This window comes from Acidobacteriota bacterium (assembly GCA_016715115.1).
GTDB lineage: Bacteria > Acidobacteriota > Blastocatellia > Pyrinomonadales > Pyrinomonadaceae > JAFDVJ01.
Window position 1 is genome coordinate 677,129 of sequence record JADKBM010000016.1, and the last position, 14,595, is coordinate 691,723.

Below are 14,595 nucleotides of genomic sequence, written 5' to 3' on the forward strand. Positions count from 1 at the left end.
CTTAATCGAAAGACAAAATAGGTTGAATAGCGGGTCAGTTTTGCGGCCAATCGGAGCGCAACTTTGTCGAAGCGAACACGACGACGATCCCGAAAAACTGCGGAACATCGCCGAACTTCACGGTCTGCGCCGCCGACCGGAAAGTGCTCAATCCGTCGATCTCCCCGTCGACTAACCGCATCAACCTCGATCAGGACGCGGATAATGTGAACGATTACGCATTCGACGCCGCCGGCAACACGACGCGCGACGCGCAGTTTCGGAAGTTCACCTACGACGCTGAGAACAAGCAGACGAAGATCGAATCGGTCGACGCCAACGGCGCGGTCACCGGCACGATCGGTGAATATTTCTATGACGGCGACGGCCGCCGCGTCAAAAAGCACGTCCCGTCGACCGGTGAAACAACCGTCTTCGTCTACGACGCATCTTCACGCTTGGTGGCAGAATATTCGACGAATTTGAACCAAACCCCGCAAGTGGCGTATCTGACCAACGACCACCTCGGCAGCCCGCGGATAAACACGAACGAAAACGGCACCGTAATTTCAAGACATGACTACCGCCCGTACGGAGAAGATATCACCGAGCGATCGCACGCAGAATATGTCGGAGACACGATCCGCAAGCAATTCACCGGCTACGAGCGCGACAGTGAAACGGAATTGGACTTTGCTCAGGCGCGTTATTTTCAATTTGGGCATGGTCGTTTCACCAGCGCGGACGACGTTCTGAATGATTCCCACGCATCCGTGCCTCAAAGTTGGAATTTATTTGTATATTGCGGCAACAACCCAACAAACAAAATCGACGTTAACGGAAAAGAGACTACTAACAGTTCTGATCCTAATTCACGTTTAAGCGATGAACGCTTGGAGTTGATTTCTGGCGACCTACGAAGGAAGACGGGGGCAACCAAAGGACCGAAGGGCACGTTCCAAATTTCGTTTACCGATCCGTCGCGCCGACAGAAGTTTGTACGATGGAAACTCGAAGGAAGCAGATAGAAATGAAAGATTACAAGAGTCGCTTTCGATGTATGGTTTTGGTCAGCGGGTTGTTGCTCATTTTGAGCTCCGGTTGTTTGGGGCAGAGCTATAGATCACTAGCTACGGCGATTGAACCGGTCGATGCAGACGGTCTATCACCCGACCTCGACGTGCCGGATGGGTTCGGATCCTGGTGCGGTGGTCGATCCGCGCCTCCGGGTCAACGGTTTCGACGGCCTGTGGGTGGCGGACGCATCCGTTATTCCGTCGGTCCCGCGCGGCCACCCGAACGCCGTCGTCGCGATAATCGCGAACCGTTTGGCCGATTGGATCCAGTAAGCCGCAAAAGGAACTTCGGCCGGGATAAACCCATGTGTCACCCGCCAACAATTCAGGCGAGCGTGTGTAACGGGGTGCTATCGCAAGTTCGGGTGCTCCGCACGCTTGAAAACACATTGGGGATTTGAGGAGCCCTACCCAAATTCTTGCTCGATTCACTTTCGGGTCGAGGGCTTCGGTTGTAGAATTGGAGCGAATGACGCGCCTGAAATCTTTGATCATCGTTTTCTTTGTCGCGCTCGCCCTTTTTGGCCTCCGTACGGGCGGTGCTTCGGCGACGGCCTATCTCGCGGTTCCGCGCGGCGTCGCGGCGACCGACGGCGATCATATCGACAAGGTCAACGTCAGCTGGTTCAGCGTCCGCGGGGCGACTCGGTATCGGATTTTTCGGAACACCACGAACGACACGGCCAACGCGTCGGACGTCGGAAACACCGCCGCGAACTACTTTTTCGACGCTTCGGCGGCCGTCGGACAGAATTATTTTTACTGGGTCCGGGCCGAGAACGATCTCGCGATCAGCGATCTGAGCGCCGCCGACCAGGGCTTGCGCGCCGACGGATCGTTCAATTCGTCTATCTTCTCGGCACTTTCGCCGCCGCCCGTTCCTTTGAACAATCCGGTCACGGCTGCGAAAGCGAGCCTCGGCAAAACGCTTTTTTGGGACGAACAGCTTTCATCGACGCTGACCGTCGCCTGCGGCACCTGCCATCGACCCGCATCCGGAGGATCCGACCCGCGCACCAACGCAAGAAATCCCGGATTCGACAATGTTTTCAACACTGCCGACGACGTTTTCGGCTCGCCCGGCGTTCCAAACAACAATCCGGACGGAACCTATTCGGCATCGCCGCTTTTCGGATTCGCGGAACAGGTCACCGGCCGCCGCGCGCCGTCATATCTTAACGCCGGGATCACGACGAACGGTAGTTTCTGGGACGGACGCGCCACCAATACTTTTCGCGATCCGCTAACCAACGCGATCCTGATCAACGACTGGGGCGGACTCGAAAACCAGGTTCTGGGACCGCCTCTGAGCGCGGTCGAGATGGCCCACGGAAATCGAAACTGGACGCAGGCCGCCGAACAGATCGCCAATTCGAAGCCGCTCGCGCTCGCGACCGGCATTCCGCCGTCGCTTCTTGACTGGATCGACGGGCGTTCATATCCGGAACTTTTCGAGGACGCCTTCGGGACGCCGGACGTGACGCCGTCGAGGATCGCGCTGGCGATCGCGACCCACGAACGGACTCTTTTTTCCGACCGCACTCCGCTCGACCGTTGGGCCTCGGCGAACGGCACTTTGACCGCCCAGGAAGACCGCGGCCGCGATGTTTTCGTCAACGTCAACTGCAGCTTCTGTCACGGCGGCCCCGTGCTCGCGGATCAGAACTTTCACAACGTCGGCGTTCGCCCGCAAAACGAAGATACCGGACGCTTCGCGGTCACCGGAAACACGAACGACCGCGGCCGATTCAAGACAGCGAACCTACGGAACGTCGAGCTTCGCGGCTCATATATGCACAACGGGCGGTTCTCGACGCTCGAAGAGGTCGTCGAATTCTACAACCGCGGCGGCGACTTCGACGCGACGAACATCAACCGCGGACTCGTCCGTCCGCTGAACCTGACGACGCAGCAAAAGGCCGACCTCGTCGCGTTTTTGAAGCGTCCGTTAACCGATCAGCGCGTCCGCGACGAGTCGGCGCCGTTCGACCGCCCGCGCCTGTACACTGAATCGGGCCGGGCTCCCGTCGTCGAAGGAACCGGCCGCGCGGGAACCGGCGGGTTGATTCCGCAGGTAACGGCGATCGAACCGCCGCTTGCAGGCAATCCGGGTTTCACGGTCGGCGTTTCGCGTGCTTTCGGAAACTCATCGGCGGTTCTGGTGATCGATTCGAGCGATCCCGGCGCCGGAGCGTCGATTCCAGCAACCGGTTCATTCGCTCGCGTGACGGTCACGACCTCGAACGACGGTTTCGGCTCGGTGAGTTTGCCGATCGCGAACGATCCGGCATTGGTCGGCCGGACGTTCTTCGGCCGCTGGTATGTGAACGACGCCGGCGCAGCCAACGGTTTCTCGGTATCACAGGTCTTCCGATTCACGGTTTTTGCGCCGGCCTCGACCGCATCGAGACGAACGAATGCCGATTTCGACGGCGACGGCCGGACCGATCTTTCGATCTTTCGTCCGGCTCCCGGAGAATGGTGGATCTCGCGCTCGGCGAACGGCGGGAATTTCGCCGCACAGTTCGGCGCCTCGTCCGATAAGATCGTTCCGGCCGATTTCACCGGCGACGGGCGAACCGACATTGCCGTCTGGCGGCCTTCGACGGGCGAATGGTTCGTTCTTCGTTCGGAAGATTCGACCTATTATTCGTTCCCGTTCGGGGTGGCGGGCGATATTCCCGTTCCGGCGGATTATGACGCCGACGGCAAGGCCGATGCGGCCGTCTTCAGGACGTCGAACTCGAACTGGTTCGTCAACAGATCGACCGGCGGAACGATCGTCAAACAGTTCGGAGCCAACGGCGACCTGCCAGTGGCCGGCGATTTCGACGGCGACGGACGGGCGGATACCGCGATCTACCGTCCGTCGCTCGGCGAATGGTGGATCGACCGCAGTTCGAACGGAGTTATTGCCTTTCAATTCGGCAGTTCGACCGACAAACCCGTTCCGGCCGATTATACCGGCGACGGAAAAACCGACGCCGCCGTTTGGCGTCCGTCGACCGGCGAGTGGTTTGTCCTTCGCAGCGAGGACTCGAGCTACTTTTCGTTCGCCTTCGGTTCGAGCGGCGACACGCCGGCGCCCGGCGACTATGACGGCGACGGAAGATTCGACGCCGCCGTTTTCCGGCCGACGAACGGAACCTGGTATCTCAACCAGTCGCGCGCCGGGATTTCGATCCGGCAGTTCGGACTCTCGACCGACCGGCCGGTTCCGTCGGCGTATGTTCCATAGGTCGCGATTCGGCGAGATCGCCGAGCATCGAATCTGTTGACCCATTTTCGCGACGAATTCCGTTTTTTGGATTGAACCGGGTTCTATTTGGAATCTATTTCCCGCGAAATACGCTGAATACGCGAAAAACAGATTAGAAAAATGCCCATTTTTTCGCGTTTTTTCGCGGGAAGTTCCCTCCGACGCGCGATTTGGGTCGAATCCGGGAGAACCAAAAAAAGGAGCAAAGATAATGAAAAATGCAAAGACTTTGGCGGTCGCGGTCCTGTTGCTCGCGGCGCTCGTTCTGGCCTGCGGCGGCGGAAAACCCGCGCCGGTCAAATATCAGGGTAACTGGGTCGGCGCCGACGGATCGACGATGTATCTGAACAGCGACGGCGGCGCCGGCTTCAAGATCGGCGGCAAGGAAGTCACCGGTGGCGGCGCTGAATTCGACGAATCCGGAAAATCTTTCAAGATCTCGCTTTTCGGTATCAGCGAAACGTTCAAGATCGACGAAGAGCCGAATGAAAAAGGCGAAATGAAGCTCAATGGAGTCGTTTACAAAAGAAGGTAGATTCGTCTGGAAGTCGGCGACACGGAGTTGTAGAATCTAATTGTCCGACGAACTTTTGCCGAACGGACGCGTTTTGTTCCGTCTGTTGCTTCCTGATCAGACCGCCCGCGACGACAGACCTTTGCCGGATCAAACTTTGAATCGGGAGGTCGAAGTATGTTCACGCTTGAACAGCCTTCAATGGCGCTCAACTCGACCGAGATCAGCTGGTCGAAGATCAGTATGTGGAACACTTGGGAGGTGGATCGCGCACAGACGCGCGAGCATATCGTCGAATGGGTCGCGACGGTCGCGAGCGGCGCTCCCGGACACAAACTGAAGAACGTCGTCATCAATTGTCACGGGTTGCCGGGCTGGGTCGGGATCGGGCAGGGATTCAACCGGACCCACCTCGGCCTGTTTCGGCAATGGGCTGGAAAGGTCGACAAGATATGGTTCGTCGCTTGTCTCGTCGCGCGGATTCCCGACACCCAAATGATGGCTTCGCTGACTGCGAGCTATCCCGGTTTCGGCGCCGGCGACGGCAATGTCTTTTGCTCGGAACTGGCGCAAAACGCGCAGTGCCACGTTTACGCGGCGACCGAGGAACAGCGCAACCGCGGCGGTTATTCGACCGGGCAGATGCCGACATTTGAGGGCTTGTGCCTGTCCTACAGCCCGTCGGGCCAAGTCACCTGGTCGCACCGATATTCGTCCGACTGGGCGGACAACCAGGAGTAACACGCACGCAAAAATTGCACGGGAGACGCGATCGTCGCCCGTGCAATTTCAGTTGAACTCCGTTTTTCGTTGACCGGGTTAACGCGGCACGAAGTTGTAGATGATCACGCCGGTGACCTTGACTGGTTGTCCGCTGAGCGTCGTCGGAGTGAACTTGCTGATTCGGGCCGCATCGACCGCCGCCGCGCGGAGCAGCGGGTGACCGGAGACCGCCGCCGCAGAAGTTACTCGTCCGGCTTCATCGATCGTCACTTGTACCTGCACCTGACCGCTCGCGCGAATCGCCAAAGCGGCCGCCGAATAATTCGGTTTCGGCAAACTGATCGCATTTCCGTTAACCACTCCGAGAGATACCGTCCGCGCGACCTTCGGAGTCGGGTCGGGCGTCGCTTTCGGTTTTACGACCACGTTGTTGAATTCATCGACCGCGGGCTTTTTGGCGGTCGGTTCTTCGCAGAGCCCGCAACCCTGATCCGGATTGCCGCCGGTGCGTCCGACGCCTTCCGGAATCTGGTTCTTAAGGCCTTTGACGACATTGTCGATGCCGTACTGACGGGCGGTAATGACGTTTTTCTTGCCCATCGACTCGTCCGGAACTCCCGAACGGTCGAGGTCCTCATAAAGATCCTCGAGAACGACCTTGTTCGACGCCTTCGAGACGTTTCGTTCGGGCCGTTCGGGCTTTGGCGGCGGCGCTTCGTTTTCGACCATTACCGGCGCGATGAGATTCGCCATCTCAAAATCGCCGCTGCCGACGCCGTAACTCTTCGCGAACAGGCTGTAGGTCCAGCCTCCGACGAGGACCGCAGTCAAAACTCCGAAGGTGGCGAACAGAAAACTGTTCTTGCGCGCGTTTTCGCGGTGGTGATTTTTCGATTCGATCAATTGGTTAAGCATTTTCGTTTCCTCCTGTATTTGCCGGTCCCGTTGGTCAAAATTCTCCGAGACTCTTACAATCGTTTTCGGCGTCGTATTTCTCGCCGTCGATCAGTTAGACACCCAGGCGAAGGAATTGTTCCCGTTATGGACGGAAAAAATCGAAACGACATAAAAACCGGCGCGCGGGTCGCGATCGTGCTCAAAGAAGACCAACGAACGGGCCGTCTGACGGAAGGAACCGTGAAGGATATCCTGACGAAATCGGGATTTCATCCGCACGGGATAAAGGTCAGGCTCGCGAACGGACAGGTCGGACGCGTTAAAACCGTCCTGACGAATTGAAAGGCAGGGTTATTCAATGTTTGAAGCGCACTTAGCGCTTCCAGTAATTCTTGATCTTGAGGTCGAGCATCGGGAACGCGCAGTACTCGCAGGCGCGGCCGGACCCGCGGATCTTTTCGACCATACGGATCGCGGCATCGGCGTTGCGCGTGTGGACGACGATCGTCGCCGCGCGTTGGATCTTTGGGTTTTCACACAGGAACAAGGCGATCGCGTAACCCGTGCGGTCGTAATCGTCGTGATCGTTCGTCTCGTAGTGTTCGGGAAGAAGGTCGTGATCGAGAAAGATCGCGTCGTAGGAAGACCCGCTCAAAAACGCGCGGGCCTCTTCAACCGTTTCGGCGATATCGATGGCGTCTCCCGCAAAACGCTTCTGAAACCAGCGATGCCGACGACGATCGTCATCGAGCAAAAAAACGCTGATCGGCAAACGGTCAACCTTGACTTCGGCGAGGCCGAATCGGACCAACAAATTTCGAAAGTAACTCATAAAACAAATGCGTTTTGAATAACTAAATATAACAGAACCGCACGCTTTTGAGAAAGTTTAGGGTCGAAGCGCTGATCAACGCGAATCGTGCGGGTGTTCGGGAAAAACAGCTGGCGCGGCCCTCGGTGATCCGCGGCGTTTTTCCAGGCTTCTCCGATTTCACCAACTCCGAAGGTCGGTGCTATAATCCGACTCTCGTTTCTTGTTTGCAAAATGCCTGTCAGATCGGCCACAACCAAACCGTCCAATGTTGAGGCGGCGTATCTTTCGCCTGAGGATCCCGAAATGCGCGATGAACCGGAAGTCTGTCCGAAATGCTACGGCGCGGGATTGGAGGTCGTTCCGGGAAAGGGCGCGCGTCCGTGCGTGTGCCGGCAGCGAAAGAAAACGCAGACATCGGATCTCGAAAAGGTCCGTCTTCCGAAACGATACGAGGCGTGTCATTTTCACAATTATCGCGCCGCGACGCCGAGCCAGGAACGCGCTTTCAAGTATGCTTCCAAGCTCGCGCTCGACTATCCGGCCGTCGACCGCGGACTGCTTTTGATGGGCACCGTCGGAGTCGGGAAAACGCATCTCGCCGTCTCGATCTTGAAAGGTCTGACCGAACGCGGCTTTTCCTGTCTTTTTTACGAATTCGGCGCGCTGCTCAAGGAAATTCAGGATTCTTACAACCCTTCGACGCAGACGTCGGAGCTCAAAGTTCTCGCGCCGATACTCGAAACCGAGATCCTCGTCCTCGACGAGATCGGTGCTTCGAAACCGACCGAATGGGTCCGCGACACGATGGCGCATATCATCAATTCGCGCTACAACGACCGAAAGCTGACGATCTTCACGACCAATTATCTCGACGAGCGGCGCAACGACCGCGAAGAGACGCTCGAAGACCGGCTTGGCGTCCGCCTTCGTTCCCGACTCTTCGAAATGTGCCGCACGGTTTCGATCATCGGCGAGGATTATCGCCGGAAATTCGATCAGAAGAGAGGCTGACCTTTCGCCACGAATCTCAAGAATTTAGACAAATTGATTTTCCGCGGTATCCCTTTTTGGCCACGAATCTCACGAATTGCACAAATTGATTTTTCCGAGATTGATTGTTGATCCGCGCAGGCCCGGTATCCTCGTCATTCCATTGCTTTTTTGCGTTTGGCGGTTGCTTCCCGGCTGCGCTCGTATGCGGAAAACACACGATAACCGAGCAATCCGGCAAGGACCAAGCCGAAGACGCCGGGGTAAAAAACATCGGATTTGACGATCATCCAAAAATGCACGACGCCGAGGACCGCGGCGACGTAAGTGAGTTTGTGAAGCCGCGCCCAGTTCTTGCCGCCAAGGCGTTTTATCATACTGTTCGTCGAAGTGACCGCAAGCGGGACAAGCATCATAAACGCGGCCATTCCGATGGCGATGAAAGGACGCTGCCAAACGTCATCGACGATCAAGGTGACCGCCAGCGACTTGTCGAATATCGAATACGTGACGAGATGAAGCGCGCCGTAAAAGAATGCGAACAGACCGATCATCCGGCGCAGCTTGATCAAATCGTTCCAACCGAAATACTTCCTGACAGGCGTCACCGCGAGCGTTAGGATCAGGAAAATCAGGGTCAGCACGCCGGTCGTCCGCAAAAAGAACTCGATCGGATTCGCGCCGAGCTTTCCGTGCCAAGCGTCATACGCGAGCATCGCCGCCGGCACGAGCGAGTTCGAAAAGACAATGAATTTGTTAAAACTGATCATTGAAAAAAGGCTGAGACAGTATTTCAGCCACAACCGACACCGGAACGCCCGCGATCAGGCACTCAACCGACACCTGAAACTGCCGAGATCAAAAATGCTTCTTGAGATTCATTCCCTCGTACATTTTCGCGACCTGTTCGCCGTAGCCATTGAACATCAGCGTCGGACGCGAGCCCAGTTCGCCGATCCGACGCTCCGTCGCCTGTGACCAGCGCGGATGCGCGACGCTCGGATTGACGTTCGAATAGAAGCCGTATTCGTCTTCCGCGGCTTTGTTCCAGGTCGTCGGCGGTTCCCTGTCGACAATCGTGATCTTGACGACCGACTTGATGCTCTTGAATCCGTACTTCCACGGCACGACAAGCCGGATCGGCGCGCCGTTCTGATTCGGCAGTTGTTTGCCGTAGAGCCCCGTCGCGAGGATCGTCAGATCGTGCATCGCTTCGTCTAGCCTTAATCCTTCGACATACGGAAAGTCGATTCCCGCCAGAAACGACGCCTGCATCCCGTTGCGTCCTTGCGGGAGTTTGACGTTCGGATTGCCTTTTCCGGCGCCTTCGTAAAAAGTCTCGAAGGCGACGAACTTCGCGCTGCCGAGCGGTTCGACCGCGTCAAGCAGGCGCTTCAACGGAAAACCGACCCAAGGGATCACCATCGACCAGCCCTCGACGCAGCGAAACCTGTAAATGCGTTCTTCCTGTTCGAATCGAAGCAGATCATCGATATCGAACACCTTCGGCTTTCCGGCCAAACCGCCGACCTCGACGGTCCACGGCCGAGTCACGAAATCCTCGGCCGCACGGCCGACGTTGGTCTTGCTCGTCGAAAACTCGTAATAGTTGTTGTACGTCGTGATCTGCTCGAACGTGTTCGGAACCTCTTCGGTCGCCGCCGCCCGTTTGACGTCCTTGATCTCTTTGACCACAACTTCTTTCGGCGGCTGCTGATTGAAGACGCGATACGTGAGTCCGGTCGCGAAGGTCGTTCCCGCCACAAGACCGGCGCGAATGAAGTTGCGACGGTTCAAATACACGTTTTCCGGCGTAATTTCCGACGATTTGATCTCGGGATTTTTCATTGCTTTGATTCTACTACAGGCGCTCCGGCAGAAACCATAATCGCTGCCGGCCTCGGATTTATTCCAAGTTTGGCATTTGGACTCATTGCATTGCGATCTTTGTTCAAGCTTTTGCCGAGCGGCCTCGGTCAGGACAGATCGTGGAGCGGAGCGGAACCCAGGTGTCAGCCGCCAACAATTCAGTCGAGCGTGTGAAACACGCGGACCTGTTGCAACTAAGAGAGTTGGGCGTGTTACACACGCTTTGGAAGTCGGTGCGATCAGCCACCACGTTTCGCTTCGCACGCTTGAAGAAGTAGATTCCGAGAGGCTCATTGAGTTACATATTACGATTTGTCTTTACCGGGCAGTCGCCTCGGCTTGCTGATCTGGGTTTATTAGATCCCGCATCGGCACCGTTCTTGAATCTCGATTCTTGCATCAAAACGTTCAGGACAGCATTGTTATCGAACCCCGGATTGTCCAATGGCCTGACCGGATTACGACGCGAACGGACTCCGGAGCGACGTCGATTTTCCGAATCAACGCCAACGAGTGTAAAATCGAGACAGCGATTCAATTTGGTTTTCCGAGTGTTTTATGCAATTTTACCGCCCGCTCAAACTGTATTTCGTGGTGCTTTTGTTGTGCCTCAGCGTTGTCGCTCAGACTCCGACTCCGACACCGACGCCGGATCCCGAGGCGGAAAAGGCGGCGCTCGAACTCGAAAAAGGCGCCGTCGGCCTGCTTGACGAGGCGGTCGCCGAAGCGGCGACGCTGAGATTGCCCGAGAATCGGGCGCTGATCCTGACGATGGCCGCCGACGCTCTGTGGTCGCGTGATGAAAAACGCGCCCGGGAATTGTTTCACCAGGCGTCCGATCAGGTGATCGCCGTCGTCAACAGCGCTCCGACAGGTAATTCGCAGATACAGCAATTGATTTTACCGTTCGGCCGCGAGGATCTTTTCTCGCTGCGGCAGATGCTCCTGATGACGCTCGCCCGTTACGACGCCGATCTCGCGCTTGAATATCTGGCAGCGACGCGGCCGCCCGATGTTGCCGCGGAGCTGCAGGAATACTACGGCTCGAAATCGGGCTCGGCGGCGCGCCGTTCGTTTTTCAAGGCCGAACGCGAACTGCGCTTTGAAGAATCGCTGATCGCGCAAACAACGGTGCAGGATCCGGAAAAGGCCGCCAAACTTGTCCGCGAGAGCCTCGCCAAGGGACAATCGTCGCAGATCCTCGGACTCATCTTCAAGATCGCCGAAAAGGACGTCGGGCTTGCGAACACGCTGATCGGCGAGGTTTTTTCGAAAACCATCGAATCGGACCTCTCGAAAAGCATCAATGATTACTTTTTCGCGATCTCTCTGCTTCGGACCTTTTCGCAGCCGCTCAAGGATTCGCCGACCAACAAGTCGCTTTCAAAGCTGCGGGCCGACGAACGCCTTCTCAAAGACCTTTCCGTAAAGATCGCCGACCGGCTCGCATCATCGACCAGTTTCACCGATCTTTCGCTTTTTGCCTCGGCCGTTCCGTTGATCGAGAGATTCGCCCCGGAAAAGTCCGCGAGCGTCAAGATCAAGCAGGCCGCTCTCAAGAAACAGGCGCCCGACGGTTTTAGATCGCTCGATATGCCGCAGTCGGTGACCGATCCGGCGACATCGAGCGCGCAATTGATCTCGGACGCGGCGAAGGCCGATCCCGCAGTCCGCGGCATCATTTACCGGACGGCGGCGATGCGCGCGGTTTCCGGTGCCGATATCGAAAAGACGCGGGCCCAGTTGCAGGATCTGCCGCAGAGCAAGGAACGCGACGATGCGATCGCCGTGATCGATGTGCGGCTTGCCCAGATGCAGCTTTCGCTCGGCAAGATCGATGATGCCCGACGGATGATAGACCGGATGCCGCCCGGGATCGAGAAGATCCGGCAGATAGTCCAATTGGCCGTCGCATCGTCTCAACTGGCAACCGAGGACGGCAAAGAAAACGCGAATCTGCTGATGGACGAGGCGCGCCGGGCGGTCCGCGACTATCCGGAAGACAAGGATGACGCCGATGCGCTGATCGCGCTCGCCGCCGGTTACGCCGTCATCGACCCGGAGCGCGCGTTCGCGATTCTCGGACCGATCATCGGGCAGTCGAACGATGTCATCAACGCGAATGCTTTGATCGCCAAGTATTACAAGCAAGATCAGCTTTTTCGTGAAGGAGAAATGCTGATGACGGCGAATCTCCGCGCCAACGGATCTCGATTCTACCGTTACGGTCGGGAGATCGGGCTCTTGGCGCGGGCCGATCTCGACCGCACCAAACACCTCATCGATCAGTTCAGCCGGGCCGACGTGCGCGTTTTCGTGAAAGCCTTCATCGCTCAGGGAATTCTAAACGAACGGGTCGGATTCACCGCCGCCACGCTTAACGAATAAAGCCCGGTGAAAGTCCGGTTTTCGAACGCCCGCGGGCCTTCTTTCATTTTAGGGAACAAGCGGCGATTCCGACGCACTTTGTTCTTTCTAATTTTCGTAGAAAGCGGTTATAATCGCCGAATCATATTCTTTAACGGACGTTAACATACAATGCTTCTTGTAAATGAACTTTTGAATAATCGTTACCGCATCGTCCGCCAATTGGGCCACGGCGGAATGGGTGCGGTTTACGAGGCTCAAGACAGTGTCTTCGATACGACCTGCGCGATCAAGGAAATTATGATCGATACTGCGAAAGCGCCGAGCGCCCAGCAGCAGGAATTGATCAAGTCGGCGTTTGAGCGCGAAGCAAAGCTGCTGGCGAAGATCAAGCACGAAGTCGTGCCGCACGTCCGCGACTATTTTTCTCACGACAGCCGTCAGTTTTTGGTGATGGAACTGGTCGAAGGCAAGGACTTCGGCGAACTGATGGAAGACCGCAAGGTACCGTTTCCGGTCGAAGACGTCGTCCGTTGGATGCTGCAGCTGCTCGACGCGCTCGATTACCTGCACACGCAGAATCCGCCGATCTATCACCGTGATATCAAGCCGCAGAATCTGAAGATGACGCCGCGCGGAAAGATCAAGCTTCTCGATTTCGGGATCGCGAAGGGCGGCGCGCCTGAACCCGCAAATTCGTCGTCGATCGGCAATCAAACGTTCGTCGCCGCGACGCTGAACTATTCGCCGATAGAACAGACCTACCGCGTTCTCGATCCGGTTTTTCGTGAAGTTCTGTTGCAGCGATTCGAGTCCCGCATCAAAGTCGTGATGGATCAGGCTGCGGACGCCCGCTCGGACATCTATGCGCTCGGCGCGACGGCTTATCATATGCTGACCGGCACCTTGCCGATCGATTCGCTCAAGCGGACGACCGAAGTTTGGTCGGGAAAACAGGATCCGCTGGCGAACCCTGCCAGTCTGAACTCTCAGGTCCCGCCGGCGCTGGCGAATCTTTTAATGAAGTCGATGGAGATCGATCGTGATAATCGTTTTCCGTCCGCCCTCGAAATGGAGCTGGCACTCAAAGAGGCGATGGGCAGCACCGCGGACCGGCCGATAACCGCGAGTTCGGAGGCGGCACCGACGTTCTTTCAGGCCTTTGACACCGAACCCGAAGCACGCGTTCCGTCGGTCACCGATGCGCCGACGATGCAGATTCCGGCCGATCAGATCGGCCAGCAGTTTGGCTCGCCGATCTCAGAACAGACGATTCAAATACAGCCGCCTGCGGGCAGTCCTTTCAATACGGGCGGTCAGCAACCGCCTCCGACGGGCAGTCAGTTCAACAGTCAACAACCGATCGGAAGCCCTTTCAACACCGGCGGCCAACCGCAACCGCCGCCGACGGGTGGTCAGTTCGACAGTCAGCAGCCGGTTGCGAGCCCCTTCAATACGGGCGGTCAACAACCCATTGGTAGCCCTTTCAATACCGGCGGCCAGCAACAGTCCGCAACCAATCAGTTCAACACCGGCGGACAGCCTCAAAATTCGGATCCGATCGTGATTCCGAGCGGGAGCAATACCGGTCAGCCCGGAACCTTCGGCGCCGCGGCATTTGCCGGCGGGCAGCAGTTCGCAAGTCCCGCCGCGGCCCCGAAAAAACGCGGAAAGGCTTTGTTTATCGTAATCCCGCTGCTGGCGTTGCTATTCCTGGCGGTCGGCGGAGCGGGCGCCGGTTACTGGATCTGGAACCAGTCGCAAACTGTCACCGCGTCGCCGACGCCGACGGCGACGCCGGCCTCGACAGTTTCGCCGTCACCGTCATCGACGGAAAAGGCTACGAAGACGGAAACACCGACTCCGACTGTTTCACCGACCGCTTCGCCGTCCGAGACGAAGACCGTAACGACGGTGCCGACGACCGTCAAGACGCCGCCGGTAAAGACCCAGAAACCCAAGACCCCGGCGCCGAAAAGAAACTCGGACTGCATTTTTACGGGGGACTGCTGATCAACGGACATCCGCACGCCTTCTATGGCCATCGTAAACCGGGTGGTTTTCTTGATTCGATACGTCGCGAGACGTATTATGCAAAAAGAAAACC

15 protein-coding genes are annotated in these 14,595 nt (G+C 57.2%); 9 read left to right on the forward strand and 6 right to left on the reverse strand.

Translation table 11 applies throughout. The features are described from left to right. Positions 1-34: 34 nt before the first annotated feature. On the reverse strand, positions 35-181 hold the full coding sequence (locus IPN69_20890; protein ID MBK8813165.1) for a hypothetical protein: 147 nt from the start codon (positions 179-181) through the stop codon (positions 35-37). Between the two features lie 25 nt (positions 182-206). On the opposite strand from IPN69_20890, the gene IPN69_20895 reads away from it, so the two are divergent. The 5 genes from IPN69_20895 (at position 207) to IPN69_20915 (ending at position 5,569) form a co-directional block, all read left to right on the forward strand. Further along, on the forward strand, positions 207-1,007 hold the full coding sequence (locus tag IPN69_20895; GenBank protein MBK8813166.1) for a hypothetical protein: 801 nt from the start codon (positions 207-209) through the stop codon (positions 1,005-1,007). A 123-nt stretch (positions 1,008-1,130) separates the two neighbouring features. Next, positions 1,131-1,328, forward strand: coding sequence for a hypothetical protein (locus IPN69_20900; GenBank protein ID MBK8813167.1), 198 nt, complete (start codon positions 1,131-1,133; stop codon positions 1,326-1,328). A 196-nt stretch (positions 1,329-1,524) separates the two neighbouring features. Further along, positions 1,525-4,293: a VCBS repeat-containing protein gene (locus IPN69_20905; protein ID MBK8813168.1), complete on the forward strand. Its 2,769-nt coding sequence runs from the start codon at positions 1,525-1,527 to the stop codon at positions 4,291-4,293. A 232-nt stretch (positions 4,294-4,525) separates the two neighbouring features. Then, positions 4,526-4,849, forward strand: coding sequence for a hypothetical protein (locus tag IPN69_20910; protein MBK8813169.1), 324 nt, complete (start codon positions 4,526-4,528; stop codon positions 4,847-4,849). A gap of 156 nt (positions 4,850-5,005) precedes the next feature. Continuing rightward, positions 5,006-5,569 carry a hypothetical protein gene (locus IPN69_20915; GenBank protein MBK8813170.1) on the forward strand — a complete coding sequence of 188 codons (564 nt, stop codon included), beginning with the start codon at positions 5,006-5,008 and terminating at the stop codon, positions 5,567-5,569. Between the two features lie 78 nt (positions 5,570-5,647). Here the strand turns inward: IPN69_20915 and IPN69_20920 are convergent, their stop codons facing one another. Continuing rightward, complete coding sequence (locus IPN69_20920; protein MBK8813171.1) at positions 5,648-6,466, reverse strand: TonB family protein; 819 nt, start codon at positions 6,464-6,466, stop codon at positions 5,648-5,650. 126 nt (positions 6,467-6,592) lie between these two features. Here IPN69_20920 and IPN69_20925 point away from each other — a divergent pair, with 126 nt between their 5' ends. Further along, on the forward strand, positions 6,593-6,790 hold the full coding sequence (locus IPN69_20925; GenBank protein MBK8813172.1) for a YwbE family protein: 198 nt from the start codon (positions 6,593-6,595) through the stop codon (positions 6,788-6,790). A 31-nt stretch (positions 6,791-6,821) separates the two neighbouring features. On the opposite strand, the gene IPN69_20930 is transcribed toward IPN69_20925, so the two are convergent. Together IPN69_20930 and IPN69_20935 are read right to left on the reverse strand one after the other, a co-directional pair. Next, on the reverse strand, positions 6,822-7,280 hold the full coding sequence (locus IPN69_20930; protein MBK8813173.1) for a hypothetical protein: 459 nt from the start codon (positions 7,278-7,280) through the stop codon (positions 6,822-6,824). Beyond that, positions 7,277-7,528 (reverse strand): hypothetical protein, encoded by a 252-nt coding sequence (locus IPN69_20935; GenBank protein MBK8813174.1) that lies wholly within the window; start codon positions 7,526-7,528, stop codon positions 7,277-7,279. The genes IPN69_20930 and IPN69_20935 overlap by 4 nt, the downstream gene beginning before the upstream one ends. A 37-nt stretch (positions 7,529-7,565) precedes the next feature. On the opposite strand from IPN69_20935, the gene IPN69_20940 reads away from it, so the two are divergent. Further along, complete coding sequence (locus IPN69_20940; protein ID MBK8813175.1) at positions 7,566-8,273, forward strand: ATP-binding protein; 708 nt, start codon at positions 7,566-7,568, stop codon at positions 8,271-8,273. Positions 8,274-8,407: 134 nt separating this feature from the next. On the opposite strand, the gene IPN69_20945 is transcribed toward IPN69_20940, so the two are convergent. Both IPN69_20945 and msrP read right to left on the reverse strand, forming a co-directional pair. Continuing rightward, positions 8,408-9,022, reverse strand: a complete 615-nt coding sequence (locus IPN69_20945; protein MBK8813176.1) for a sulfoxide reductase heme-binding subunit YedZ — start codon at positions 9,020-9,022, stop codon at positions 8,408-8,410. 88 nt (positions 9,023-9,110) lie between these two features. Continuing rightward, a complete protein-coding gene (gene msrP / locus IPN69_20950; protein MBK8813177.1) occupies positions 9,111-10,100 on the reverse strand; it encodes a protein-methionine-sulfoxide reductase catalytic subunit MsrP in 990 nt (329 codons plus the stop codon). A 579-nt stretch (positions 10,101-10,679) separates the two neighbouring features. Between msrP and IPN69_20955 the strand changes: the two genes are divergently transcribed. After that, positions 10,680-12,509 (forward strand): hypothetical protein, encoded by a 1,830-nt coding sequence (locus IPN69_20955; protein ID MBK8813178.1) that lies wholly within the window; start codon positions 10,680-10,682, stop codon positions 12,507-12,509. A gap of 150 nt (positions 12,510-12,659) precedes the next feature. Beyond that, a complete protein-coding gene (locus tag IPN69_20960) occupies positions 12,660-14,501 on the forward strand; it encodes a protein kinase (GenBank protein ID MBK8813179.1) in 1,842 nt (613 codons plus the stop codon). The last annotated feature ends 94 nt before the right edge of the window (positions 14,502-14,595 follow it).

Bases quoted from the DNA above. Each gene is read 5' to 3' on its own strand.
- IPN69_20900 (MBK8813167.1), top strand. From the start codon at position 1,131: ATGCAGACGGTCTATCACCCGACCTCGACGTGCCGGATGGGTTCGGAT.
- IPN69_20945 (MBK8813176.1), bottom strand. From the start codon at position 9,022: ATGATCAGTTTTAACAAATTCATTGTCTTTTCGAACTCGCTCGTGCCG.
- IPN69_20960 (MBK8813179.1), top strand. From the start codon at position 12,660: ATGCTTCTTGTAAATGAACTTTTGAATAATCGTTACCGCATCGTCCGC.
- IPN69_20920 (MBK8813171.1), bottom strand. From the start codon at position 6,466: ATGCTTAACCAATTGATCGAATCGAAAAATCACCACCGCGAAAACGCG.
- msrP (MBK8813177.1), bottom strand. From the start codon at position 10,100: ATGAAAAATCCCGAGATCAAATCGTCGGAAATTACGCCGGAAAACGTG.
- IPN69_20915 (MBK8813170.1), top strand. From the start codon at position 5,006: ATGTTCACGCTTGAACAGCCTTCAATGGCGCTCAACTCGACCGAGATC.
- IPN69_20905 (MBK8813168.1), top strand. From the start codon at position 1,525: ATGACGCGCCTGAAATCTTTGATCATCGTTTTCTTTGTCGCGCTCGCC.
- IPN69_20955 (MBK8813178.1), top strand. From the start codon at position 10,680: ATGCAATTTTACCGCCCGCTCAAACTGTATTTCGTGGTGCTTTTGTTG.
- IPN69_20930 (MBK8813173.1), bottom strand. From the start codon at position 7,280: ATGAGTTACTTTCGAAATTTGTTGGTCCGATTCGGCCTCGCCGAAGTC.
- IPN69_20925 (MBK8813172.1), top strand. From the start codon at position 6,593: ATGGACGGAAAAAATCGAAACGACATAAAAACCGGCGCGCGGGTCGCG.
- IPN69_20890 (MBK8813165.1), bottom strand. From the start codon at position 181: ATGCGGTTAGTCGACGGGGAGATCGACGGATTGAGCACTTTCCGGTCG.
- IPN69_20940 (MBK8813175.1), top strand. From the start codon at position 7,566: ATGCGCGATGAACCGGAAGTCTGTCCGAAATGCTACGGCGCGGGATTG.
- IPN69_20910 (MBK8813169.1), top strand. From the start codon at position 4,526: ATGAAAAATGCAAAGACTTTGGCGGTCGCGGTCCTGTTGCTCGCGGCG.